21 protein-coding genes are annotated in these 24,107 nt (G+C 68.5%); 16 read left to right on the plus strand and 5 right to left on the minus strand.

Features of this window, described 5'->3' with window-relative positions; translation table 11 throughout:
* Positions 1-7 precede the first annotated feature (7 nt).
* Together ACN6PJ_RS07005 and ACN6PJ_RS07010 are read left to right on the plus strand one after the other, a co-directional pair.
* Positions 8-868 carry a MaoC/PaaZ C-terminal domain-containing protein gene (locus tag ACN6PJ_RS07005; protein ID WP_427995152.1) on the plus strand — a complete coding sequence of 287 codons (861 nt, stop codon included), beginning with the start codon at positions 8-10 and terminating at the stop codon, positions 866-868.
* Positions 865-2,100: a CaiB/BaiF CoA transferase family protein gene (locus ACN6PJ_RS07010; RefSeq protein WP_427995153.1), complete on the plus strand. Its 1,236-nt coding sequence runs from the start codon at positions 865-867 to the stop codon at positions 2,098-2,100. The genes ACN6PJ_RS07005 and ACN6PJ_RS07010 overlap by 4 nt, the downstream gene beginning before the upstream one ends.
* A gap of 100 nt (positions 2,101-2,200) precedes the next feature.
* On the opposite strand, the gene ACN6PJ_RS07015 is transcribed toward ACN6PJ_RS07010, so the two are convergent.
* Positions 2,201-3,724 carry a fumarate hydratase gene (locus ACN6PJ_RS07015; RefSeq protein ID WP_427995154.1) on the minus strand — a complete coding sequence of 508 codons (1,524 nt, stop codon included), beginning with the start codon at positions 3,722-3,724 and terminating at the stop codon, positions 2,201-2,203.
* A gap of 108 nt (positions 3,725-3,832) precedes the next feature.
* Entirely contained in the window at positions 3,833-4,600 is a 768-nt protein-coding gene (locus ACN6PJ_RS07020) for a crotonase/enoyl-CoA hydratase family protein (protein WP_427995155.1), read from the minus strand.
* A gap of 297 nt (positions 4,601-4,897) precedes the next feature.
* On the opposite strand from ACN6PJ_RS07020, the gene hisD reads away from it, so the two are divergent.
* The 12 genes from hisD (at position 4,898) to def (ending at position 16,910) form a co-directional block, all read left to right on the plus strand.
* Entirely contained in the window at positions 4,898-6,160 is a 1,263-nt protein-coding gene (gene hisD / locus ACN6PJ_RS07025; RefSeq protein ID WP_427995156.1) for a histidinol dehydrogenase, read from the plus strand.
* 73 nt (positions 6,161-6,233) lie between these two features.
* Positions 6,234-7,208: a Bug family tripartite tricarboxylate transporter substrate binding protein gene (locus ACN6PJ_RS07030; protein WP_427995157.1), complete on the plus strand. Its 975-nt coding sequence runs from the start codon at positions 6,234-6,236 to the stop codon at positions 7,206-7,208.
* Positions 7,209-7,248: 40 nt separating this feature from the next.
* Entirely contained in the window at positions 7,249-8,757 is a 1,509-nt protein-coding gene (locus ACN6PJ_RS07035) for a M81 family metallopeptidase (protein WP_427995158.1), read from the plus strand.
* Between the two features lie 69 nt (positions 8,758-8,826).
* Positions 8,827-9,375 (plus strand): cupin domain-containing protein, encoded by a 549-nt coding sequence (locus ACN6PJ_RS07040; RefSeq protein ID WP_427995159.1) that lies wholly within the window; start codon positions 8,827-8,829, stop codon positions 9,373-9,375.
* Between the two features lie 117 nt (positions 9,376-9,492).
* Complete coding sequence (gene glyQ, locus ACN6PJ_RS07045) at positions 9,493-10,404, plus strand: glycine--tRNA ligase subunit alpha (RefSeq protein ID WP_427995160.1); 912 nt, start codon at positions 9,493-9,495, stop codon at positions 10,402-10,404.
* A complete protein-coding gene (gene glyS / locus ACN6PJ_RS07050) occupies positions 10,405-12,543 on the plus strand; it encodes a glycine--tRNA ligase subunit beta (protein ID WP_427995161.1) in 2,139 nt (712 codons plus the stop codon).
* Positions 12,540-13,079, plus strand: coding sequence for a D-glycero-beta-D-manno-heptose 1,7-bisphosphate 7-phosphatase (gene gmhB / locus ACN6PJ_RS07055; RefSeq protein ID WP_427995162.1), 540 nt, complete (start codon positions 12,540-12,542; stop codon positions 13,077-13,079). The genes glyS and gmhB overlap by 4 nt, the downstream gene beginning before the upstream one ends.
* Positions 13,080-13,083: 4 nt before the next feature.
* The gene (locus ACN6PJ_RS07060; protein WP_427995163.1) at positions 13,084-13,812 is read left to right on the plus strand and encodes a lysophospholipid acyltransferase family protein; all 729 of its coding nucleotides are present in this window, start codon (positions 13,084-13,086) and stop codon (positions 13,810-13,812) included.
* A complete protein-coding gene (locus ACN6PJ_RS07065) occupies positions 13,799-14,776 on the plus strand; it encodes a M48 family metallopeptidase (protein WP_427995164.1) in 978 nt (325 codons plus the stop codon). Before ACN6PJ_RS07060 ends, ACN6PJ_RS07065 begins: the two co-directional genes overlap by 14 nt.
* A 37-nt stretch (positions 14,777-14,813) precedes the next feature.
* Positions 14,814-15,956, plus strand: a complete 1,143-nt coding sequence (locus tag ACN6PJ_RS07070; protein WP_427995165.1) for a 2-aminoethylphosphonate--pyruvate transaminase — start codon at positions 14,814-14,816, stop codon at positions 15,954-15,956.
* An 11-nt stretch (positions 15,957-15,967) separates the two neighbouring features.
* Positions 15,968-16,363 (plus strand): lactoylglutathione lyase, encoded by a 396-nt coding sequence (gene gloA / locus ACN6PJ_RS07075; protein WP_129239197.1) that lies wholly within the window; start codon positions 15,968-15,970, stop codon positions 16,361-16,363.
* 13 nt (positions 16,364-16,376) lie between these two features.
* Positions 16,377-16,910, plus strand: coding sequence for a peptide deformylase (gene def, locus ACN6PJ_RS07080; protein ID WP_427995166.1), 534 nt, complete (start codon positions 16,377-16,379; stop codon positions 16,908-16,910).
* A 9-nt stretch (positions 16,911-16,919) separates the two neighbouring features.
* Here the strand turns inward: def and ACN6PJ_RS07085 are convergent, their stop codons facing one another.
* The gene (locus ACN6PJ_RS07085; protein WP_427995167.1) at positions 16,920-19,187 is read right to left on the minus strand and encodes an acyl-CoA dehydrogenase; all 2,268 of its coding nucleotides are present in this window, start codon (positions 19,185-19,187) and stop codon (positions 16,920-16,922) included.
* 131 nt (positions 19,188-19,318) lie between these two features.
* On the opposite strand from ACN6PJ_RS07085, the gene ACN6PJ_RS07090 reads away from it, so the two are divergent.
* Positions 19,319-20,548 carry a nucleoside recognition domain-containing protein gene (locus tag ACN6PJ_RS07090; RefSeq protein WP_427995168.1) on the plus strand — a complete coding sequence of 410 codons (1,230 nt, stop codon included), beginning with the start codon at positions 19,319-19,321 and terminating at the stop codon, positions 20,546-20,548.
* Between the two features lie 37 nt (positions 20,549-20,585).
* On the opposite strand, the gene pyk is transcribed toward ACN6PJ_RS07090, so the two are convergent.
* Positions 20,586-22,028 carry a pyruvate kinase gene (gene pyk / locus ACN6PJ_RS07095; RefSeq protein ID WP_427995169.1) on the minus strand — a complete coding sequence of 481 codons (1,443 nt, stop codon included), beginning with the start codon at positions 22,026-22,028 and terminating at the stop codon, positions 20,586-20,588.
* Between the two features lie 105 nt (positions 22,029-22,133).
* Here pyk and ACN6PJ_RS07100 point away from each other — a divergent pair, with 105 nt between their 5' ends.
* Complete coding sequence (locus ACN6PJ_RS07100) at positions 22,134-23,276, plus strand: glycerate kinase (protein ID WP_427995170.1); 1,143 nt, start codon at positions 22,134-22,136, stop codon at positions 23,274-23,276.
* Between the two features lie 27 nt (positions 23,277-23,303).
* Here the strand turns inward: ACN6PJ_RS07100 and rsmA are convergent, their stop codons facing one another.
* Entirely contained in the window at positions 23,304-24,095 is a 792-nt protein-coding gene (gene rsmA, locus ACN6PJ_RS07105; protein ID WP_427995171.1) for a 16S rRNA (adenine(1518)-N(6)/adenine(1519)-N(6))-dimethyltransferase RsmA, read from the minus strand.
* Between the last annotated feature and the right edge of the window lie 12 nt (positions 24,096-24,107).

The raw sequence follows: 24,107 nt of genomic DNA on the forward strand, positions 1-24,107 counted from the left end.
GGCCGCCATGCCCCTGGACTATGCAACCGTGAAGGGCTGGCGCTTCGACGACGTGCGCCAGCGCTACGACGAAAAAGACACCATGCTGTATGCGCTGGGCATCGGCCTGGGACAGGACCCCGAAGACGCCGGCCAACTGCGCTACGTCTACGAAAAGGGCTTGCAGGCGTTTCCCACCATGAGCGTGGTGCTGGGCTACCCGGGCTTCTGGATGCGGGACCCCCGCGCCGGCATCGACTGGGTCAAGGTCGTGCACGGCGAGCAGCGGCTGACGATGCATGCGCCGCTGCCGTCCTCGGGCGTGGTCATCGGCAGGAGCCGCAACACGCACGTGATCGACAAGGGCGCGGACAAGGGCGCCATCGTCGTCACAGAGCGCACCTTGCACAGCGAGGACGGCGCTTGCCTGGCCACTCTGCAGCACAGCACCTTCTGCCGAGGCGACGGCGGCTTCGGACAGGGCGATGACGGCCCGCCGCCCCTGCCCGCCGCGCCCGGCGGCGAGCCCGACCTGCGGTGCGAACTCCGCATTCCGCCGAACGCCGCCCTGCTGTACCGGCTGAACGCGGACCGCAACCCGCTGCACGCCGATCCCGCAATCGCGCGCCAGGCGGGCTATCCCCGGCCCATCCTGCACGGCCTGTGCTCCTACGGCTTCGCGGCGCACGCGATCGTGAAGACCTGCTGCGACGACGACGCCTCGCGCCTTTCCAGCCTGAACACACGCTTCTCGGCGCCGGTATATCCAGGCGAGACCCTGCAATGCGACATATGGCGGATGCCGGACGGACAGGTCCGCTTTCTTGCGCGCGCCCGCGAACGCGACGTGGTCGTGCTGAGCAACGGCACCGCGGAGTTGCGGCCATGACCCGCCCCCCCGCGCTCGACGGCATCCGCGTGCTGGACCTGTCGCGCATCCTCGCGGGTCCCTGGTGCACGCAGAACCTGGCGGACCTGGGCGCCGACGTCATCAAGGTCGAGCGCCCCCGCGTGGGCGACGACACCCGCGCCTGGGGCCCGCCCTTCCTCAAGGACGGCAACGGCCAGGACACCAGCGAGTCCGCCTACTACCTCAGCACCAACCGCAACAAGCGTTCGATCGAGGCCGACATGGCCACGCCCGAAGGCGCGGCGCTGATCCGCGAACTGGCGGCCGTCAGCGACATACTGGTCGAGAACTTCAAGGTCGGCGGCCTGGCCAAGTACGGCCTGGACTACGACAGCCTCAGCAAAATCAATCCGCGCCTGATCTATTGCTCGGTCACGGGATTCGGGCAGGACGGCCCCTATGCCCAACGCCCCGGCTATGACTTCATGATCCAGGGCATGGGCGGCCTGATGAGCATCACGGGCGAACGCGACGACCTGCCCGGCGGCGGCCCGCAGAAGGCGGGCGTGGCGGTGACGGACATCGTCACCGGCATGTACGCCACCGTCGCGGTGCTGGCGGCCCTGCAAGAACGCCACAGGAGCGGCCTGGGGCAGCACCTGGACATCGCGCTGCTCGACAGCCACGTGGCCCTGCTGGCCAACCAGAACTCCAACTATTTCAACTCGGGCGTGGCGCCCACGCGCGCCGGCAACGCGCACCAGAACGTCGTCCCCTATCAGGTGTTCGCCGCGAGCGACGGCCACCTGATCGTGGCCACGGGCAATGAATCGCAGTACCGCGCCTACTGCGCCGCCATCGGCGCGCCCGAACTGGGAGACGACCCGCGCTTTGCCACCAACCGCCTGCGCATCGCCAACCGGGAAGCGCTGGTCGGCATGCTGGCCGACATCATGCGGCAAGGCAGGCGCGACGACTGGATCGCGAAACTGGAAGCCGCGGGCGTGCCTTGCGGCCCGATCAACAATATCGCTCAGGCCTTCGCGCATCCTCAAGCGCATGCGCGGCAGCTGCGCCGCGACCTGCCTCATCCCGCCGGCGGCGTCGCCGCCGTCACGGCCAGCCCATTGCGTCTCTCGGCCTCGCCGGTCGCGTACCGCCGCGCTCCGCCCATGCTGGGCGAGCACACCGAGGAAGTGCTGCGCGACGTGCTGGGAAAATCGGCGGATGCGATCGCGGCGTTCAAGGCCGCAACCGCGAAACCGTCCTAGGACGGCGGGCGCGAAACGACCTGCCCCCCCAGGGCCGGGCAAGCCCTCAAAAAAAAACGGCCGCTGCGCCAGCGGCCGTTTTCAGCGCAGGTCGGCAGGGTCAGGCGACGGCGACCGGAATCTTCCCGATCTTGGCTTGCCATTCCTTCGGGCCCGTCGTGTGGACCGAGGTGCCCTGGGCGTCGACCGCCACGGTCACCGGCATGTCCTTCACGTCGAACTCGTAGATGGCTTCCATGCCCAGGTCGGCGAAGCCCAGCACCTTGGCGCCCCGGATGGCCTTGGACACCAGGTAGGCGGCGCCGCCGACGGCCATCAGGTAGGCCGAACCGTGCTTCTTGATGGACTCGATCGCGACCGGGCCGCGCTCGGACTTGCCGATCATGGCGATCAGGCCGGTCTGCTCCAGCATCATGTCGGTGAACTTGTCCATGCGCGTGGCGGTGGTGGGGCCGGCCGGGCCCACCACCTCGTCGCGCACCGGATCGACCGGGCCGACGTAGTAGATGACGCGGTTGGTGAAGTCCACGGGCAGCGGCTCGCCCTTGGCCAGCATGTCCTGGATGCGCTTGTGCGCGGCGTCGCGGCCGGTCAGCATCTTGCCCGACAGCAGCAGGGTCTGGCCCGGCTTCCAGCTGGCGACTTCTTCCTTCGTCAGCGTGTTCAGGTCGACCTGCTTGGACTTGTTGTAGTCCGGCGCCCAATGCACTTCCGGCCATTCGGACAGCGACGGCGGGTCCAGGCGCGCCGGGCCCGAGCCGTCCAGTTCGAAATGCGCGTGACGCGTGGCGGCGCAGTTCGGGATCATGGCGACGGGCTTGGAAGCTGCGTGCGTCGGGAACGTGTTGATCTTGACGTCCAGCACGGTGGTCAGGCCGCCCAGGCCCTGCGCGCCGATGCCCAGCGCGTTGACTTTCTCATACAGCTCGATGCGCAGTTCTTCCAGCTTGTTCTGCGGACCGCGGGCCAGCAGCTCGTACATGTCGATGTCTTCCATCAACGACTGCTTGGCCATCAGCATGGCTTTTTCGGCGGTGCCGCCGACGCCGATGCCCAGCATGCCCGGCGGGCACCAGCCTGCGCCCATCGTCGGGACCGTCTTGAGCACCCAGTCCACCAGCGAATCGCTGGGGTTCAGCATGGCGAACTTGGATTTGTTTTCCGAGCCGCCGCCCTTCGAGGCAAGCTGCACGTCGACCTTGTCGCCGGGGACCAGTTCGACGTGCAGGATACAGGGCGTGTTGTCGCGCGTGTTCTTGCGCGCGAACAGCGGGTCGTCCAGCACGGAGGCGCGCAGCGGATTGTCGGGATTCAGGTAGCCGCGGCGCACGCCTTCGTCGCAGAGTTCCTGCAACGTGCGCTTGGTGTCGAAGCGCACGTCCATGCCGACCTTGAGGAAGACATTCACGATGCCGGTGTCCTGGCACAGCGGGCGCTTGCCTTCGGCGCACATGCGCGAGTTGGTCAGGATCTGGGCCATCGCATCGCGCGCGGCCGGGCTTTCCTCGCGCTCGTAGGCGCGGGCCAGGTGGCGGATGTAGTCCACCGGATGGTAGTAGCTGATGAACTGGATCCCGTCGGCGATCGACTGGATGAAGTCTTCTTCTTTGATGATGACGGACATGGCGATTGACTGTCTGGATGGAAAATTGAAACCGCGGCCGGCGCAGCCGGCCGCGCTATAGGTTAAAGGTTCTTGGACGGTTCGCCGCAGGGGCGCGGCAAGAGGGCCTCACTTGCCCTGCCACACCGGCTTGCGCTTCTCGGCGAAAGCGGTGGCGCCTTCCTTGGCGTCGGCCGACGAGAAAATGTGGGCGATCAGCGGACGCTGGCGGTCGAACATGCCTTCCTGCTCCCAGTCGCCCGACTGCGACACGATGCTCTTCGCGGTCTGCACGGCCAGCGGGCCGTTCTCGACGATGGCGCGCGCCAGCTCCAGGGCGCCGGCCAGCGCGCCGCCCGGCTCGGTCAGGCGATTGACCAGCCCAAAGGAATGGGCGCGCTCGGCGGTGAGCATCTCGCCGGTCAGGATGACCTCCATGGCGATATGGTACGGCAGGCGGCGCGGCAGGCGAAGCATGCCGCCGGCGCCCGCCACCAGGCCGCGCTTGACTTCGGGCAACCCGAACTTGGCGTTGCTGGCGGCCACGATCAGGTCGGAGGCCAGCGCCATTTCGCAGCCCCCGGCCAGCGCATAGCCTTCCACGGCGGCGATCAGCGGCTTCTTGGGCGGACGCTCGTTCAGGCCGGCAAAGCCGCGGCCTTCCACGTACGGACGCTGCCCCGACTTCGCGAAGGCCTTCAGATCCATGCCCGAGGAAAACGTGCCGCCTCCGCCCGTCAGGATGCCGATGCGGATGTCGTCGCGGCCGTCCAGTTGGTCCAGCGCGGCGGCCATGGCCTGCGCGGCCTCCAGATTGATGGCGTTCTTGGCTTCGGGACGGTTGATCGTAATGATCTGGATGCCGTCGGTGACTTCTACCTTGATCAGGTCGGACATGGGGCTGCTCCTTCCGGGTTTTATATAAGACTTGCTCAGACCGGAATCATACGACCAATGCGCAGCGGACGCTGGCGGCCGCGCCCGGTCAGTATATTCACCACCCCCGGCACGGCTGCCGCGACGCCCGGCGCCCTCGGGCCGAGGCCGTCGCACGGCGAAGGGGGGACGGAACGCCGCGCGCGCAAGCCCGCGCCGGTCAATATAGTTACCGCCTGCGCGCGGCCATGAAACAAGGCCCCTGGCCGCTCTTATAGTGACCCATACCCGCAACGCTTCCGTCACGAAGAGCCTTCCATGCCAGCAACAAGCCAACTGAACTACGTCAAGTCGCCCGCCGCCCGCGCAGAAGACAGCGCGAGCGCCATCGAAGAGACTGTGCGCGACATCATCGCGCAGGTGCGCGCCCGCGGCGACGCCGCGGTTCGCGAGTATTCCCTGAAATTCGACGGCAAGGAGACGCCCGCCCTGGAAGTGCCCCTGGAGGCGCGGCTGCAGGCCGTCGCCGACCTGGATGCGCAAACCCGCGCAGACACCGAATTCGCCATTGCGCGCGTGCGCGCTTTCGCCCAGGCCCAGCTGGCCACGGTCCTGCCCCTGGAGATCGAGACCTTGCCCGGGCTGCACCTGGGGCATCGCGTCATCCCGGTGCAGCGCATCGGCGCCTACGTGCCCGGAGGCCGCTACCCGATCCTGTCGGCGCCCGTCATGACCATTGTTCCCGCCAAGGTGGCCGGCTGCGAGGAAGTCATCGCCTGCCTGCCGCCTGGCGCCCATCCGGCCATGATCGCGGGCTGCCACCTGTCCGGCGCGGACCGCATCTTTCTCGTCGGCGGCGCCCAGGCCATCGCGGCCATGGCCTGCGGCACGGAATCCATCCCCGCGGTGGACAAGATCGTCGGCCCCGGCAACGCCTACGTCAACGAGGCCAAGCGCCAGGTGTTCGGCGAGGTGGGCATCGACCAGTTGGCCGGCCCCAGCGAGATCTTCGTGGTGGCTGACGAGACCGGCGATCCGGAGATGATCGCCACCGACCTGCTCGCGCAGGCGGAGCACGACGTGCGCACCCGGGTCGGCCTGATCACCACCAGCGCGGCGCTGGCCCACGCCACGCTGGGCGCGGTCGAACGCCAGCTCCAGGACCTGCCGACCGCTCCCGTGGCCGCCCGCGCCTGGGCCGACTATGGCGAAATCGTCCTGTGCGCGGACGAACAAGCCATGCTGGCCTATTCGGACCACGTCGCGGCCGAGCACTTGCAGGTCCACACCCGGGATCCGCACGCCACCGCCGCCCGCCTGCGCAACTACGGCTCGCTCTTCATCGGCACGCTGGCCAGCGTGGTGTATTCGGACAAGTGTTGCGGCACCAACCATACGCTGCCCACGATGCGCGCGGGCCGCTACACCGGCGGGCTGTGGGTAGGATCGTTCCTGAAGATCTGCACCCATCAGTGGCTCGACTCGCGTGGCGTGGCCGCCGTGGCGCCGCCCGCGGAACGCCAGAGCCGCACCGAAGGCATGGAAGGCCACCGCCGCGCGGCCGCGCTGCGCATGCAGTAACGCCGGCCTCGCCGCGCGGCCGCGGGCCCGCGGCGACGGCCCGTTCATACCTACACCAGACAAGGGGAAAACCATGAAACTTGGCATCGTCATCGGCGCGCTGGCGCTCGCGGGTTCCGCCCTCATCGCGCCCGCGCAGGCGCAGCAGGCCTATCCTTCCCGGCCGATCAAGCTGGTCGTGCCCTTCCCGCCGGGGGGCACCACCGACGTACTGGCCCGCAGCATCGCCGATCCGCTGGGCAAGCTGCTCAAACAGACCGTCGTCGTGGAGAACCGCAACGGCGCGGCCGGCCGGATCGGAAGCGAATACGTGATCCGTTCGGAGCCGGACGGCTATACCCTCGGCATCGCCACGGTGAGCTCCCACGCCGTGACGCCGGTGGTCTATGACAATATTTCGTACGACGTGACCCGCGACCTGGCGCCGATCACCAAGCTGGCCTCGGTGCCCAACGTCCTGACCATCGGGCCCTCGGTGCCTGCCCAGGACATGGCCTCTTTCATCAAGCTGCTCAAGGGCAAGCCCAACGCCTATACCTATGGATCCGCCGGCACCGGCTCCGAGGCCAATATGATGGGCGAGCTGTTCAAGCTCAGCACCGGCACGGAGATGATGCACGTGCCGTACCGTGGTTCCAGCCCCGCGCTGCAGGACGCGCTGGGCGGGCAGATCGCCGCGGTATTCGATAACCTGCCCTCGTCGCTGCCATTCATCCGCAACGGCGACCTGAAGGCGCTGGCCATCGCCTATCCTCAGCGCATCCCGGCCCTGCCGGACGTTCCCACCTTCGCCGAGGTCGGCATTCCTGAAGTCAACGACGCCTCGTGGTTCGGCCTGGTCGCCCCCAGGAACACGCCGCCGGCCATCGTGGATCAGCTGTACCAGGCGGTCGCGCAGGTGCTGGCCATGCCCGAGGTCAAGGAAAAGCTGGCGGGCTTCTCCGCCGTGCCGGTGGGCAATCCGCCGGCGGAGTTCGGCGCCCAGCTCAAGGCCGAGATCGACAAGCAGCGCGCAACGGCGCAACGCGCCCACATCAGCCTGAAATAATCGCCTGGGCCGCCATGGCCCGCCTTTCGGAGACCCGCCCATGCCCACCCGCTACCGTATCCTGGTGGGGCAGTTGTTCCAGGAAACGCACGGATTCACCCCGGTGACCACGCCTTTGTCCGCCTTCGAGATCGAGCGCGGCGAGGCCATGCTCAGCGCCAACGCCGCCGCCGACTCGGTGCTGGGCGGCATCCTGCGCACGCTGAAGGCGCATGGCTGCGCCGCCGTGCCCACGCTCGCCGCCAGGGCACGGCCGGGAGGCCGGGTCGAGGACGGCGCGTACGCGGAGCTGCGCGCCGGCATCCTGGAAACCGCGCGGGCCGGCGGCTTCGATGCCATCGCGCTCTGCCTGCATGGCTGCATGCAGACCGTGGACCTCGACAGCGCCGAGGCGGATCTGTTGACGGAGCTGCGCGCCGTCGTCGGTGCGGAAATGCCTATCGTGGCGGGCTTCGATCTGCATGCCCACGCCGTGCCCGCCCTGCTCTGCCAGCTGGATTTCGCCTCGGCCTACAAGACCAATCCGCATGCCGACGCCGCCGAAACCGGGATCCGGGTGGCCACGGAACTGCTGCGCATGCTGGACACGGGGCAGCGGCCCGCCGGAGTCAGCGTGCTGGTGCCGATGCTGACACGCGGCAACGACGAAACCGCGCGCGGGCCGCTCGCCGAACTCCACGCCCGGGCCCTGGCGGCCGCGCAGGCCGATGACGGCATCCTGGACGTCTCCATTTTCAACGTGAATCCCTTCATCGACGGCGCGGGCGTCGGGCAAACCGTCCTGGCCTACGGCCGGACCGCCGCCGCGCTGCCCCGCGCCCGCGCGCTCGCCGCCGATCTGGCGCAGACGCTGTGGGCCGGGCGGGACCGCTACGTCCACGACCTGCCGGACATCGATACGCTGCTGCTGCGCCACGAAGGCTCGGCCCGCAGGCTGGTCGTCGGCGATTTCGGCGACCGGGTCCTGGCGGGCGGGCCGGGAGACAGCCTGCACGTGCTGGAGCGCGCGCTGGCGCTGACCGGGCGGCGCGTCGCCGCCATCGTCACGGACCCTGAAGCGCTGCGCCTATGCCAGCAGGCCGGCGTCGGCGCCCGGGTGACGCTGCGGGCCGGCGGCCGCTACAGTTCCGCCTGCCGGCCCCTGGACGTATCGGGCCAGGTCGCGGCCCTGGGCAGCGGCACCTTCCGCAACCGCGGCGCCTTCATGCGGGGCGCCACGCTGCGGCTCGGGCCCCATGCCGTGCTCCGCAACCCGCGCTACGAACTGCTGATCACCCAGGACGCCGTCATGTCGCAAGATCCGGGATGCTATCTGGACGCGGGCATGGACCTCGACGCCACGGACCTGATCGTGGTGAAGTCGGGCTATCACTTCAAGCTCGCCTTTGCCGACATAGGCGAATGCGCCTGCGCGGAAACGCCCGGCCTGACCGGCTACCACCCCGACCAGTTGCCCTTCGACCGGGCCAGGCCGCTCTATCCGCTGGATACTTTTTCGTACCGTCCCCAAATCGTCGATCTCCGCCCCCCGCAGGCCCGGCTCGCCTGAGCGCGGTCCGTGTATCCTGCAAGCCGGAACGACCGCCGGTCCGGAGACCGGCCCGCAGGAGGAGACACGATGCCGAGAATCGGCGCAGACATAAGGGAATTACGCCGCCGCCGCGGCCTGGGCATACGCGAAGTGGCCCAGCGCTCGGGCGTCTCGCACGCTTCGATCTCGCTGATCGAACGCGACAAGATCAGTCCCTCCCTCGATACGCTGGCGGCCGTGCTGGACGCCCTGGGCACCACCATCGTGGGCTTTTTCTCGAACAGCCGGCTGCTGGTGGCCGAATCGCCCTTCTACACCCCCGAGGACCTGCCGGAAATCGGCAATCCGAACGCCATTTCCTACCGGATGATCGGCAGCCGCTTCGCCAACCGGGCCATGCTCATGATGCAGGAACGCTACCTGCCGGGGGCCGATACGGGCGAGTTGTTCAGCCACCCGGCCCAGGAGGCCGGCCTGGTGCTGTCCGGGGCCGTGGAAGTCACCGTGGGAGACAAGACCCGCGTGCTTCAGGCCGGCGATTCCTACTATTTCGACAGCCGGGTGCCCCATCGCTTCCGCAATGTCCACGACGGCCCCAGCGAAATCGTCAGCGCGGTGACTCCCCCCACCTATTAGGGGCCCGATCCGGCCCCGGGCTCCCCTTTGCGGGACGGGTCGCTCCGCGCCAGTTAAAATGCCAGGTTTCCCACGCCCAGGGCAAGCCCTGCCCGGCGGCCGAATTCCAAGAATCCTATGCTCACCTTTCAGCAAATCATCCTTACGCTCCAGGAATACTGGGACAAGCAGGGTTGCGCCCTGCTGCAGCCCTACGACATGGAAGTCGGCGCCGGCACCTCGCACACCGCCACGTTCCTGCGCGCGATCGGCCCGGAACCCTGGCGCGCGGCTTACGTGCAGCCCTCGCGCCGCCCCAAGGACGGGCGCTACGGCGAAAACCCCAACCGCCTGCAGCACTATTACCAATACCAGGTCGTGCTGAAGCCGGCGCCCCCGGAAATCCTTGACCTCTACATCGGTTCGCTCAAGGCGCTGGGCATCGACCCGGCCCAGCACGACATCCGCTTCGTCGAGGACGACTGGGAGAACCCCACGCTCGGCGCCTGGGGCCTGGGCTGGGAAGTCTGGCTGAACGGCATGGAAGTCACCCAGTTCACCTACTTCCAGCAAGTGGGCGGCCTGGACTGCACCCCGACCACCGGTGAAATCACCTACGGCCTGGAACGCCTGGCCATGTACCTCCAGGACGTGCAAAGCGTGTACGACCTGGTCTGGACCGAAGGCGCCAACGGCAACCGCGTGCTCTACCGCGACGTGTTCCACCAGAACGAGGTGGAGCAGTCCACCTACAACTTCGAGCATTCGTCCGCCGACATGCTGTTCTCGCACTTCAATGACTACGAAGCCGAGGCCAAGCGCCTGATGGACGTGCCGCTGGCGCTGCCGGCCTACGAGGCCGCGCTGAAGGCGGCCCATACCTTCAACATGCTGGACGCGCGCGGCGCGATCAGCGTCACCGAGCGCGCCGCGTACATCGGCCGCATCCGCAACCTGTCGCGCGCCGTCGCGCAGGCCTACTACGATTCCCGCGAACGACTGGGCTTTCCCATGCTGGGCCGCAACAAGGCCGCCGGGGAGGCAGCATAAATGACGACGAACATCCGCCCGCTGCTGGTCGAACTGCTGACCGAAGAACTTCCGCCCAAGGCCCTGCAAAAACTGGGCCAGGCCTTTGCCGAAGGCGTGCGCGCCACGCTGGAACGCCACGGCCTGCTGGCCGCCGGCTGCGCCGCCACCGCGTTTTCCACGCCGCGCCGCCTGGCCGTGCACCTGTCCGCCGTGCTGGCGCAGGCGCCCGACCAGCCCTATGCCGAAAAGCTGATGCCGGTGAAGATCGGCCTGGCCGAAGACGGCAGCGCCACTCCGGCGTTGCAGAAGAAACTGGCCGCCAAGGGCCTGGAGAATATCGACGTTTCCACGCTGGACCGCGAATCCGACGGCAAACAGGACTACCTGGTCGCGCGCGGCACCGCGCCGGGCGCCCAGCTGGCCGCCGGCCTGCAGGAAGGCATAGACGCCGCGATCGACGGCCTGCCCATTCCCAAGGTCATGCGCTATCAGCTGGCCGACGGCGTCACCACGGTCAAATTCGTGCGCCCGGCGCACGGCCTGGTCGCGCTCTTCGGCGCCGACGTGGTGCCGGTGTCGGCGCTGGGCCTCTCGGCCGGCCGCGAGACGCTGGGCCACCGCTTCATGAGCGCCGGCCCGGTATCGTTCGCCGACGCCGACGCCTATGCCGCCACCCTGGCCGAGCGCGGCAGCGTCGTGGCCTCGTTCGAGGGCCGCCGCGACGAAATCAAGCGCCAGCTGCTGGACCACGCCGGCCGCCTGTCCGCCACCCTGGGCGACGATCCGGAAGTGGCGGCGCTGCTGGACGAAGTCACCGCGCTGGTCGAGCACCCCACCGTTTACGTGGGCGAGTTCGAGGAGCAGTTCCTGCAAGTGCCGCAGGAATGCCTGATCCTGACCATGCGGCTCAACCAGAAGTACTTCCCGCTGTTCGATCCGGCCACCGGCCGCCTGACCCACCGCTTCCTGATCGTGAGCAACATGCGCACGGACGATCCGGTGAACATCGTCGAAGGCAACCAGCGCGTGGTGCGTCCCCGCCTGGCGGATGCGCAGTTCTTCTTCGAAACCGACCGCAAGACGCCGCTGGCCGCGCGCGTCGAACAGCTCGGGTCCATCGTCTACCACAACAAGCTGGGCACGCAGCTCGAGCGCGTGGAGCGCGTGCGCGCCATCGCCCGCGGCGTGGCCGGGCAGCTGGGCGGCGACGTATCCGCCGCCGACCGCGCCGCCCTGCTGGCCAAGGCCGACCTGGGCTCCAACATGGTCGGCGAGTTCCCGGAGCTGCAAGGCGTCATGGGCGCGTACTACGCGGCAGGGGACGGCGAACCCGACAGCGTCGTGCAGGCCCTGCGCAACCAGTACCGCAACCGTTACGACGCGCCCGTCACCCAGGAGTCGCTGACGGCCGCGGTGCTGTTCATCGCCGAGCGCGTCGAGACCCTGGTCGGCATCTGGGCGATCGGTCTGGCCCCCACCGGCGAGCGCGATCCCTTCGGCCTGCGCCGCGCCGCGCTGGGCCTGATCAGCGCCTTCGAGCAACTGGCCGCGGGCGGCTGGCTGAAGATCAGCCAGGACGGTCCGCTGTCGCTGGACGGCCTGCTGGACCTGGCGGCGGGCACCTTCCCGGCCGGCAAGATCCCGGCCGGCACGCTGGCCGAGGTCCGCGCCTTCATCTACGAGCGCTATCGCAACCAGTTGATCAATGAGTCCGACCGCAACGCGGTGGAAGCCGTCATCGCGCTGACCCCGCCCCTGCACCAGGTGGCCGAACGCGTGCGAGCGGCCGCCGCGTTCGCGCAACTGCCCGAAGCCGCCAGCCTGGCCGCCGCGAACAAGCGCATCGGCAACCTGCTCAAGAAGGCCGAAGGCGAGATCGGCGCGGTGAACGACGCCGCGCTGGCGGAGCCGGCCGAAAAGGCGCTGGCCGCCGCCGTATCGGCGCTGCGCCCGAAGGCCGAGGCGCAACTGGCCGCGGGCGACTTCGCCGGCAGCCTCACCACGCTGGCCCAGGTCCGCGAACCCGTGGACGCCTTCTTCGCCGACGTCATGGTCATGGCCGAAGACCCGGCCGTGCGCGCCAACCGGCTGGCCCTGCTGGGGCAGTTGCATGGCTTGATGAATCAGGTGGCAGACATTTCCAGGCTCGCACAGTGAAACTGATCATCCTCGACCGCGACGGCGTCATCAATCAGGACAGCGACGCCTTCGTCAAGAATCCCGACGAATGGATCGCCCTGCCCGGCAGTCTGCAGGCCATCGCCAGGCTCACGCAGGCCGGCTGGAGAGTGGTCGTCGCCACCAACCAGTCGGGGCTGGCGCGCGGCCTGTTCGACATGGACACGCTGACCGCCATCCACGCCAAGATGCGGCGCGAACTGGCCGCCGCCGGCGGCAGCATCGACGCCGTCTTCATGTGCCCGCACGGCCCGGACGACAACTGCACCTGCCGCAAGCCCCGGCCGGGCATGTTCGAACAGATCGGACACCGCTACGACGTGGACCTGGCCGGCGTGCCCGCGATCGGCGATTCTCTGCGCGATCTGCAGGCCTCGTCATCGGTCGGCTGCTCGCCCTGGCTGGTGCTGACCGGCAACGGCAAGAAGACGCTGGACAAGGGCGGCCTGCCCGAAAACACCCGCGTATGCGACGACCTGTCGGCCGTGGCCGACGCCCTGCTCCAGGACAGCTGACCCAATGGCCTGGCTACGTTCGCTGCTCTACCTCCTGTTCCTGTCCGTCACGGTCATCCCCTATGCCTTTGCCTGCATCCTGTGGGCGCCGCTGCCGCTGCATTGGCGCTACAAGCTGACGGTGGGCTGGCCGCGCCTGGCCATCTGGGGCGCGCGCGTGATCTGCGGCATCCGCTGGCAGGTCAAGGGCTGGGAAAACCTGCCCGACGGCCCCGCGGTGCTGCTGTCCAAGCACCAGTCGGCCTGGGAAACGCTGTTCTTTCCCGCCTACATGCCCCGCGAAGTCTGCTTCGTCTACAAAAAGGAACTGCACATGGTGCCGTTCTTCGGGTGGGGCCTGGCGCTGCTGCGCATGATCGCGATCGACCGTTCGAAAGGCCGCGATGCCTTCGAGCAGGTCGTCAAGCAAGGCCAGACCCGTCTGGACGAAGGCCGCTGGCCCCTGCTGTTCCCCGAGGGCACCCGGGTCGCGCCGGGCAAGGTCGCCCGCTACAAGATGGGCGGCGCGCTGCTGGCGTCCCGCACCGGCGCCGCCGTCATTCCCGTCGCGCACAACGCCGGTGAGTGCTGGCGGCGCAACGCTTTCGTGAAACACCCGGGCCTGATCACCCTGTCCATCGGTCCCGCGATAGAATCCAAGGGACTCTCCCCCGAGGAACTGAACCAGAAGGTTCAGGACTGGATCGAAGGGGAAATGCGGCGTCTCAATCCTGAAAGGTATGTCCAGCCCTGACCAGCTCGAACTCCTGTTCGACGTGCAGCCAAACGGCGCGCCCGCCGGCGCGCCGCCGCCGGGCGGCGCTCCCAGTGCGTCCCCGCTTCAGCCTACGCCTCCCAAGCCGCTCTACCCCGACGCTCCGCCGCCCTCCGGCCCCGCCGGCGAGCCGCTGCTGACGCTCTCCCCCAACGCCTCGTCGCGCGTCCCCACGCCCTGCCCCGACCCGCTGCCGCCCGGCGCTCGCTGGCGCGAAGTCCCGACCGAGCAGCAGCCCATCGGCTTCGTGCTCTTGCGCTCGCGGCGCCGCAGCATCGGTTTCGTGGTCACGGACGACGGCTTGCGCGTCACCGCCCCCAACTGGGTCACGCTGGCGCAGATCGACGACGCGGTCCGGGAAAAATCCCGCTGGATCCTGGCCAAGCTGCGCGAATGGCATGCCCGCAAGCGGCAGCTGGCCATGGCGCATACGCGCTGGCAGCCCGGCGGCGAACTGCCCTACCTGGGCAAGCGCATCGTGATCGGCGTGAGCGGCGACAGCCGCCAGGCCTATCTGTCCGGCGACGCGGAAGCTCCCGAGGACGGCGATACGCTGTGGCTGGCGCTGCCCTCCTCGGCCGACCAGGGCCGAATCCGCGACTCCGCGCAAGCCTGGCTGCAACAGCGCGCCGGCGCCTGGTTCGGCGCCCGCCTTGCCCATTTCCTGCAGATCAGCGGGCTGAAGATCCGCCGCTGGCGCCTGTCGTCGGCGGCCACGCGCTGGGGCTCCTGCACCAGCGACGGCAACATCATGCTGAACTGGCGCCTGATCCATTTCGCGCCCGCCATCATCGATTACGTCATCGCGCATGAGCTTGCCCATCTGCGCGAAATGAACCACAGTCAGGATTTCTGGCGCGAAGTGGGGCAGATCCTGCCTGGCTTCGAAGACGCCAAGAACATCCTGCGGCGTCACGACCCCGCTTCCCTGCCTCAATTCTGAGACGGTTTGGTGCCTGTTCCACGAAAGGAGCTTTGAAATGTTGCTGCTGATTCCGGGCCCGGTCACGACCGACGCGCGGGTGAAGGCCGCCATGGCGCAGGACTACGCGCCCTGGGACAACGATTTCCGCCAGGCCTACCGGCAGGTCTGCGATAGCGTGCTGCGCGTGGCGCAAGCCTCGTCCGACGAGCACGCCGCGCTGGCGCTGCCCGGCTGCGGGCACTTCGCCGTCGAAGCCGCGATCCGCACCTTCGTGCCGGCGGGCGGCAGGCTGCTCGCCCCTTCCACCGGCGCCTACGCCTCCCGCCTGCAGAAGCTGGCTGCCGACGCCGGCAGGATCGCCGTGCCCCTGCCCGTGGGCGCGACCGAGCGGCTGGACCCGCAAGCCGTGGCCGCCGCGCTGGAGCGCGACCCCACGCTGACGCACCTGGCGGTGGTCTACAGCGAGACCGGCAGCGGCATCTGCCACGACGTGCCCGAACTGGCGCGCGTTGCGCATGCGCTGGGCCGCCGCGTCATCGTCGACGCGGTTTCCGCCTTCGGCGCGCTGCCGCTGGAGCTGCGCGACCTCCCCGCCGTGGATGCCGTGGTGCTGACGGCCAACAAGTGCCTCGAAGGCCTGCCGGGCGCCGCCTTCGTCGTGGCCCGGCGCGACCGCCTGGAGGCCGCAAGCGGCAACGCCGGCAGCTGGTCGCTGGACCTGTCCGACATCTACCAGCACACCTTGCAACCCAATGCCGGCCCGCGCTTCACGCCGCCCGCGCCCACGCTGGCCGCGCTGGCCGTCGCCCTGGCGCTGTATCATGAGGAAGGCCGCGAAGCCCGCCTGGCGCGCTACACCGCGAACATGCGCACGCTGTACGACGGCATCGGCGCGCTGGGCCTGGTACCGTACCTGCCGCCCGCCCTGCAAGGCCCCATCGTCGTCAACGTCCGGGCTCCGGATGCGCCGACCTGGAACCTGCAGCTGTTCGTCGATGCGCTCAAGCGCCGCGGCTACGTGCTCAGCAACTTCTACAACACCGAACAACCCACGTTCCGGGTCGGCTGCATCGGCGCGTTCGGCCCCGACCGGATGCGCCAGGCCGTCGACGCCATGGGCGCCGCGCTGGGCGATATCGGCATCAACCGGGAACCCGCCGCGAGCGGCGGGTTCTTCCCGCTCCCCCTCACCGCTTAAGGAAGACATCCATGCGTATGCTCCACACCATGCTGCGAGTCGGCAACCTCGACAAGTCCATCGACTTCTACACCAACGTGCTCGGCATGCGCGTCCTGCGCCGCAAGGACTATCCCGACGGCAAGTTCACGCTGGCTTTCGTGGGCTACCAGGACGAATCCGAAGGCGCCGTCATCGAGCTGACCCACAACTGGGACACGGAAAAATACGACCTGGGCACCGGCTACGGCCACATTGCCCTGGAAGTCGACAATGCCTACGAAGCCTGTGACAAGGTCAAGGAAAAAGGCGGCAAGGTCACCCGCGAAGCCGGCCCGATGAAGCATGGCAAGACGGTCATCGCGTTCGTCGAAGACCCGGACGGCTACAAGATCGAATTCATCGAAAAGAAAGGCCGCGAAGACTGAGACCGGGGAAATCATGATCCACCCCATCCTGAAAATGGGCGACCCGCGGCTGCTGCGAGTGGCCGCGCCCGTCGAGCGCTTCGACACGCCCGAGTTGCACGCGCTGATCGACGACATGTTCGAAACGATGGCGGCCGCCCATGGGGTCGGACTGGCCGCGCCGCAGATCGGCATGGATCTGCAACTGGTGATCTTCGGTTTCGACCGCAACGAACGCTACCCCGACGCGCCGCCCGTGCCGCAGACCATCCTGTGCAATCCCGTCATCACGCCGCTGTCGGACGAGATGGAGGATGGCTGGGAAGGCTGCCTGTCGGTGCCGGGCCTGCGCGGTCTGGTGCCGCGCTACCGCCATATCCGCTACAGCGGGCGCGACCCTTACGGCCAGCGCATCGAACGGGAAGCCGAAGGTTTCCACGCCCGCGTGGTGCAGCACGAGTGCGACCACCTGATCGGCCGACTGTACCCGTCCCGCATCCAGGACTTCTCGAAGTTCGGCTACACCGAGATCCTGTTTCCGGACATGGATCCCAACCAGGACGACTAGTCCCCCCGGTCAGGCTCCGTCCTCGCCGCGATGCGCCGCCTCCGGCCTCGCGGCGGACGGCGACAGGTCTTCGGGCGCGAAATCATCCACCTGCAGGACCTGCGACACGATCGTCTCGGCTTCCTCGAACGCCGCCGCCTGCGCGTCCGTGATCGCGCCGCGCCGATGCGCCTCGCGCCAGTCGCGCACGCCTGATTGATGCAGACGGTCGCGCAACGGCTGCACCGCGTCGGCCAGCGCGAAGGCGCGGGTCAACAGACCCACCGGATCGCTGCCCGAATGAGGATCGCCCGGATCCCGGTGCAGGTCCGCGGCCAGCCGGGCATGCGTGGGCGACGGCTTGAGCAGCAGCTCGGCGCATTCGCGGGTCAGGGCGTCGCTCGGCCCCCTGGCCAGGCGCAGCGGCAGGATGGCCGCTCGCAGGCCCCACGACAGCACGCGGCCCGGCAGATTGCGCAGCACCTGGTCCATGCTTTTCTCGATGGCGGCGTAGCCCTGCTCAAGGCACCAATGCACCAGCGGCAGGTCATCGTGCCGGCGGCCTTCGTCCTCCCAGCGCTTCAGCACGGCGGACAGCAGGTACAGCTGCGACAGGATGTCCCCCAGCCGCGCCGAGATCATTTCGCGGCGCTTCAAGGCCCCGCCAAGCTGCGCCAGCGTTGCGTCCGCGAGCAAGGCAAAGCCCGACGCATAGCGGCTCAACCGCCGGTAGTGCCCTGCCGTCGGCCCCGAAGCCGGGGCTGGCGCCAGCATCCCTGCGGTCCAGGCCCGGCCGATGGCGCGCAAGGCGTTGATCCCGGCGTGGCGCAGATGCCGCCAGAATACGTCGTGGAAAACGGCGATGCCGCGTTCTTCGTCGGGATTGCCCAGCGCCAGGATTTCCGGCATCAGGTAGGGATGGGCGCGGATCGCGCCCTGGCCGAAGATGATCAGGTTGCGCGTCAGGATGTTGGCGCCCTCGACCGTGATGGCGATGGGCACGGCGCGGTACAGCGCGCCCAGGTAGTTGCTGGGGCCGTCGATGACGGCGCGGCCCGCATGGATGTCCATGGCGTCGTTGACCGAACTGCGCATGCGTTCGGTGGCGTGGTACTTCATGATGCCGGAGACCACCGCCGGCTTCACGTCCTGGTTCAGCGCGGCGCAGGTCAGGCGCCTGGCGGCCTCCACCAGATAGGCGTTGCCCGCCAGGCTGGCCAGGCGTTCCTGCACGCCTTCGAACTTGCCCACCGGTATGCCGAATTGCTCGCGCACGCGCGCGTACATGCCCGTGGTGTGCGCGCACATCACGGCGGCGGCGGCCGACAGCGACGGCAGCGAAATACCCCGGCCCGCCGCCAGCGCGCTCATCAGCATCTGCCAGCCGTGGCCCGCGCGCTCGGCGCCGCCGATCAGCGCGTCCAGGGGCACGAACACGTCGCGCCCGCGGTTGGGGCCGTTCTGGAAGACCTGCATGGCCGGAAGGTGGCGGCGGCCGATTTCCACGCCCGGCGCCTCGGTCGGCACCAGGGCGACTGAAATGCCGATGTCCTTGGGGCCGCCCAGGATGCCGTCCGGATCCGACATCTTGAAGGCCAGGCCCAGCACGGTCGCCACGGGCCCCAGCGTGATGTAGCGCTTGTGCCAGTTCAGCCGGATCCCGATCAGTTCGCGGCCGTCCACCACCTGCCGGCATACGACGCCCGTGTCCACCATGGATGCCGCATCCGAGCCCGCCTCGGGGCTGGTGAGGCCGAAACACGGCACCTCGCTGCCGTCGGCCAGCCGGGGCAGCCAGTAATCGCGTTGCGCGGGCGTGCCGAACTGCATCAGCAATTCGCCCGGGCCCAGCGAGTTGGGCACCATGACCGTGACGCCGGCCGTGATGGAATAGGCCGAAATGCGGCGCACGACTTCGGAATGCGCATAGGGAGAGAACCCGAGCCCGCCGTAGCGCCGCGGAATGATCATGCCGAAGAAGCGTTCCGCCTTCAGGAAGGTCCAGACCTCGGGCGGCAGGTCGCGCCGGTTCCAGGTGATGTCCCACTCGTCCAGCATGGCGCACAGGCGGGCCACCGGGCCGTCGATGAAGCGCTGCTCTTCCGGCGTCAGCACCGCGGCGGGCACGGCGAGCAGCTTGCGCCAGTCGGGGTTGCCTGTGAACAGGTCGGCGTCCCACCAGGTGTCGCCGGCTTCGATGGCCTCGCGCTCGGTGGCCGACATCGCCGGCAGCGCATTGCGCGCCCAGCGATACGCGGGTTCCGAGATGCGGCGCCGGCGCCAGGCATTGAAATCCATGAGTGTCTCTCACTGTTATGTGTTATCGCTCTGCGACCAAAGTACCAGAATTGGCGAGCCCGGGCCAAGCTGCGGCTTGCCGGGATGCGACAATGGGCGGCGCAACGAATCGCTATCCGGGCACTTTCCGCATGCTGAACAAACTCTGGCTGGGCTTCTTTCTTACCGCGGCCGCGGCCGCGCTGTACCGCTGGCTTGCCATGGGCGACCCCGAGGTCTTCCGCCTGATGGTGGCCAGCCTGTTCGACATGGCTCGCGTGTCCGTGGAAGTGATGGTGCTGCTGTTCGGCACCCTGACCCTGTGGCTGGGCTTCCTGCGCATCGCCGAAGGCGCCGGCCTGGTGGAAAAGCTGGCGCAGATACTGGGCCCGCTGTTCGCGCGCCTGATGCCCGAGGTGCCGCGCAACCATCCCGCCATCGGCCTGATCACGCTGAACTTCGCCGCCAATGGCCTCGGGCTGGACAATGCCGCCACGCCGATCGGGCTGCGCGCCATGCGCGAATTGCAATCCCTGAACCCCACGCCCGAAACCGCCACCAACGCACAGATTCTCTTTCTGGTGCTGAACGCCTCGTCGCTGACCTTGCTGCCGGTCACGCTGTTCATGTTCCGGGCGCAGCAGGGCGCGGCGGACCCGACGCTGGTGTTCCTGCCGATCCTGCTGGCCACCAGCGCCTCGACCCTGGCCGGCTTTCTTGCGGTGGCGGCCTGCCAGCGCCTGCGCCTGGCGGACCCCGTCGTCATGCTCTGGCTGGGCGGCGCGGCCCTGCTGATGGGAGGCTTCATGGCGCTGCTGGCGGGCATGTCCGCCGCCGCCATTGCTTCGCTGTCTTCGTTGATGGGCAACCTGAGCCTGTTCGGCATCCTGATCGCATTCCTGATCGCCGGCGCCTGGAAAAAAGTGCCGGTCTACGAGGCCTTCATCGAAGGCGCCAAGGAAGGCTTCGACATCGCCAAGAGCCTGCTGCCCTACCTGGTGGCCATGTTGTGCGCCGTCGGCGTGCTGCGCGCGTCCGGCGCGCTCGACTTCCTGCTCGACGGCATCCGCTGGATGGCCCACCACGCGGGCTGGGACACGCGCTTCGTGGACGCCCTGCCCACCGCCCTGGTCAAGCCCTTCTCGGGCAGCGCCGCCCGCGCCATGATGCTGGAGACGATGACGCATTTCGGCGTGGACAGTTTCCCCGCGCTGCTCTCTGCCGTCGTCCAGGGCAGCACCGAAACCACCTTTTACGTGCTGGCGGTGTATTTCGGATCGGTCGGGATCCTGCGCGCGCGCCACGCCGTGGGCTGCGCCCTGATCGCCGACCTGGCCGGCGTGATGGCGGCCATCGGCGTGTGCTACTGGTTCTTCGGCTGAGGCCCGCGGCCGGGATCGCGCCCCGGCCGCCGCGGCGTCAGTCCACCAGCAGGATCTTCATGCCGTTGGTGCCGCCGCTATCGCGGTAGAAATCGCCCTTCGTCAGGATCACCCAGTCGCCGGTCTGCACCAGGCTGCGGCGGCGCAGTTCGTCGATGGCGGCGTTGCTCAGATCGGCGGGCTCGTAGTCCGACGGCGCGAACGGGATGGTGTAGACGCCGCGGAACATCGCCACCCGGTTCTGCGTGACGCTGTGCGGGCTATAGCAGTAGATCGGCACGCCCGAGCGGATGCGCGACATGATCAGCGGCGTATGGCCGCTTTCGGTCAGCGAAATGATCGCCTTCACGCCCGGGAAATGGTTGGCCGCGTACATGGCGGCCAACGCGATGGTCTCGTCGCAGCGGGAGAAGGTCTCGCCCAGGCGGTGGTGCGACTTCGTCGAAGTGGGGTGTTTTTCGGCCCCCAGGCACACACGCGCCATGGCCTGTACCGTTTCCACCGGGTACTGCCCCGATGCGCTCTCCGCCGACAGCATGACGGCATCGGTGTAATCCAGCACCGCGTTGGCCACGTCGGACACTTCGGCCCGCGTCGGCATGGGGCTGGAGATCATGGACTCCATCATCTGCGTCGCGGTGATGACGACCTTGTTCAGGGTGCGCGCATGCTGGATGATGCGCTTCTGGATGCCCACCAGCTCGGCGTCGCCCACTTCCACGCCCAGGTCGCCGCGCGCGACCATCACGCCATCGCTCGCGCGAATCAGCGCGTCCAGCGCTTCGTCGTCCGCCACGGCTTCCGCGCGCTCGATCTTGGCGATGATCCACGCCTGGCTGCCCGCCGCCGCCAGCAGCGTGCGGGCCTCGTCGATATCGCTGCCATAGCGCGGGAACGACACCGCCACGTAGTCCAGTTCCATTTCGGCCGCCAGCTTGATGTCGACCCTGTCCTTGTCGGTCAGGCTGGGCGCCGACAGGCCGCCGCCGCGCCGGTTGATGCCCTTGTTGTTCGACAGCGGGCCGCCCACGGTCACGGTGGTGTGGACCTCGTCGCCTTCGACGCGGTCCACCACCAGCACCACGCGGCCGTCGTCGAGCAACAGCTCGTCGCCCACGCGGCAGTCCTGCACCAGCTCGGGGTAGTCGATGCCCACGATACTGCTCGTGCCGGCCTCCTTGGGATGCACGCGCGACAGCGTGAAGGGCTGGCCCGCCTGCAACTGGACCTGTTTGTCCGTGAAGCGCGCAATGCGGATCTTGGGTCCTTGCAGGTCGCCCATGATGGCCACGAAGCGCCCTTGCCTGGCGGCGATCTCGCGCACCAGCCGGGCGCGCGCGCGATGGTCATCCGCGCTGCCGTGCGAGAAGTTCAGGCGGGCGACGTCCAGGCCCGCGCGGATCATCGCTTCGATGCGCTCGGGCGTCGAAGTCGAGGGTCCCAGGGTGGCGACAATTTTGGTGCGGCGCAATACGGGCATGACGATCCACTCTCGCTAAAACGACGGAAGCGTTATGGTACGCCGCCCGCGCACGCCCGGGTATCATGGGCATCCAGCCATCCCTCAACCAACCCGTTCGAATCCGTGAAAATCGTCATCGCTCCCGACTCTTTCAAAGAAAGCGTTTCCGCGCCCGACGCGGCCGCGGCCATTGCGCGCGGCGTCAAGGCCGCCTTCCCCGGCGCCCATACGGTGTGCATCCCGATGGCCGACGGCGGCGAAGGCACGGTCGAGGCCGTGCTGGCGGCAACCGGCGGCAAGGCGCGGCAGCTGACGGTGAACGATGCGCTGGGCTACAAGGTCGACGCGGCCTGGGGCCTGCTGGAGGATGGCACGGCGGTGATCGAAATGGCCGCGGCGGCCGGCCTGGAGCTGATCCCCCCCGCCCGGCGCGATCCGATGCGCGCCAGCAGCCACGGCGTGGGCGAGCTGATGCTCGCCGCCTTGAACGCAGGCGCCAAGCGCATCATGCTGGGCCTCGGCGGGTCGGCCACCAACGACGCCGGCGCCGGCATGCTGACGGCGTTGGGGGTGCGCCTGCTCGACGCGGACGGGCGCAGCCTGCCTCCCGGCGGCGGCGCGCTCGGGAAACTGGCCAGCATCGACGCCAGCGGGCTGGACCCGCGTCTGGCGAGCCTGCCCATCGATATCGCTTCGGACGTGGACAACCCGTTATGCGGTCCGCAAGGCGCGTCGCATGTCTTCGGCCCGCAAAAGGGCGCCACGCCGGAACAGGTGCTGGCCCTGGACCAGATGCTGGCGAATTTCGCCGACGTGTGCGCGAAGCACCTGGGCGCGGACCACCGCCATGAACCCGGCGCAGGGGCGGCCGGCGGGCTGGGTTTCGCGGCCAAGGCCTTCCTGAACGCCCGCTTCCGGCCCGGCGTGGAGATCGTGGCGGAGCTTGGCGGCCTGGCCAAGGCCGTCGAAGGCGCCGCGCTGGTCTTCACCGGCGAAGGCCGCATGGATGCGCAGACCCTGCGCGGCAAGACGCCCGCCGGCGTCGCGAAAATCGCGCAGCGCGCGGGCGTGCCCGTGGTGGCGCTGGCCGGCTCGCTGGGCGACGGCTATGAAGCGCTGCATGCGGGCGGCATCAGCGCCGCATTCAGCCTGGCGCCCGGCCCGATTACGCTGCAACAGGCCCTGGCGGACGCCGAGAAATTGCTGAGCGATCGCGCCCGCGACGTCATGCAGCTCTGGATGGCGGCGCAAAAGCGCATGCTGTAGGAACCGAAAAGCCCGCTGACGCGGGGCTCAGCCGGCCTGCAGGACGCCGGCGTCGACGAGCGCGTCGGACAGGCGGATATACCGGTCCACCGAAATGTCCTCGGCACGCGCGGTGGGCGGGATGTCCAGTGCCTCCCAAGGCACCTGCGGGGCCCAGTCGGCCAGAACGCGGCGCAGCATCTTGCGCCGCTGCGAGAATGCGCGCGCCACGACCGTCTCGAACGCGCGCTCGCTGGCCGGGCGCAGGCGCTCGGCCGGCAAGGGCACCATACGCACGATCGCGGACACCACCTTGGGCGGCGGATCGAAGGCTTCGGGCGGCACGTCGAAAAGCTTGTGCATGCGGTAGCGCGATTGCAGCATCACCGAAAGCCGGCTGAAGTCGCCCGAGCCCGGCTGCGCCACCATGCGGTCGATCACCTCCCGCTGCAGCATGAAATGCTGGTCGCGGATATGGTCGGCCCATGTCATCAGATGGAACAGCAAGGGGCTGGAGATGTTGTAGGGCAGGTTGCCCACGACCCTCAGCCCGCCGCCGAACCGGGAAAAATCCACGGTCAGCGCGTCCGCCTCGACCACGGTCAGGCGGCTTTCGTCGAACTGCTTGCGCAGGCGGGCGGCCAGATCGCGGTCGATCTCGACCGCGGTCAGGTGATCCAGGCGCTCGAGCAGCGGGCGGGTCAGCGCGGACAGGCCCGGCCCGATCTCGACCACGACGTCGTCGCGGGCGGGGGCAACCGCCCGGACGATCGACTCGACGACGCTTTCGTCGGTCAGGAAGTTCTGGCCGAAGCGCTTGCGCGCCTGGTGTTGAGACATGTAAAGCCCGTA

The sequence above is a fragment of the Achromobacter sp. genome (assembly GCF_050285585.1).
In the GTDB taxonomy this organism is placed as follows: Bacteria; Pseudomonadota; Gammaproteobacteria; order Burkholderiales; family Burkholderiaceae_B; genus Achromobacter.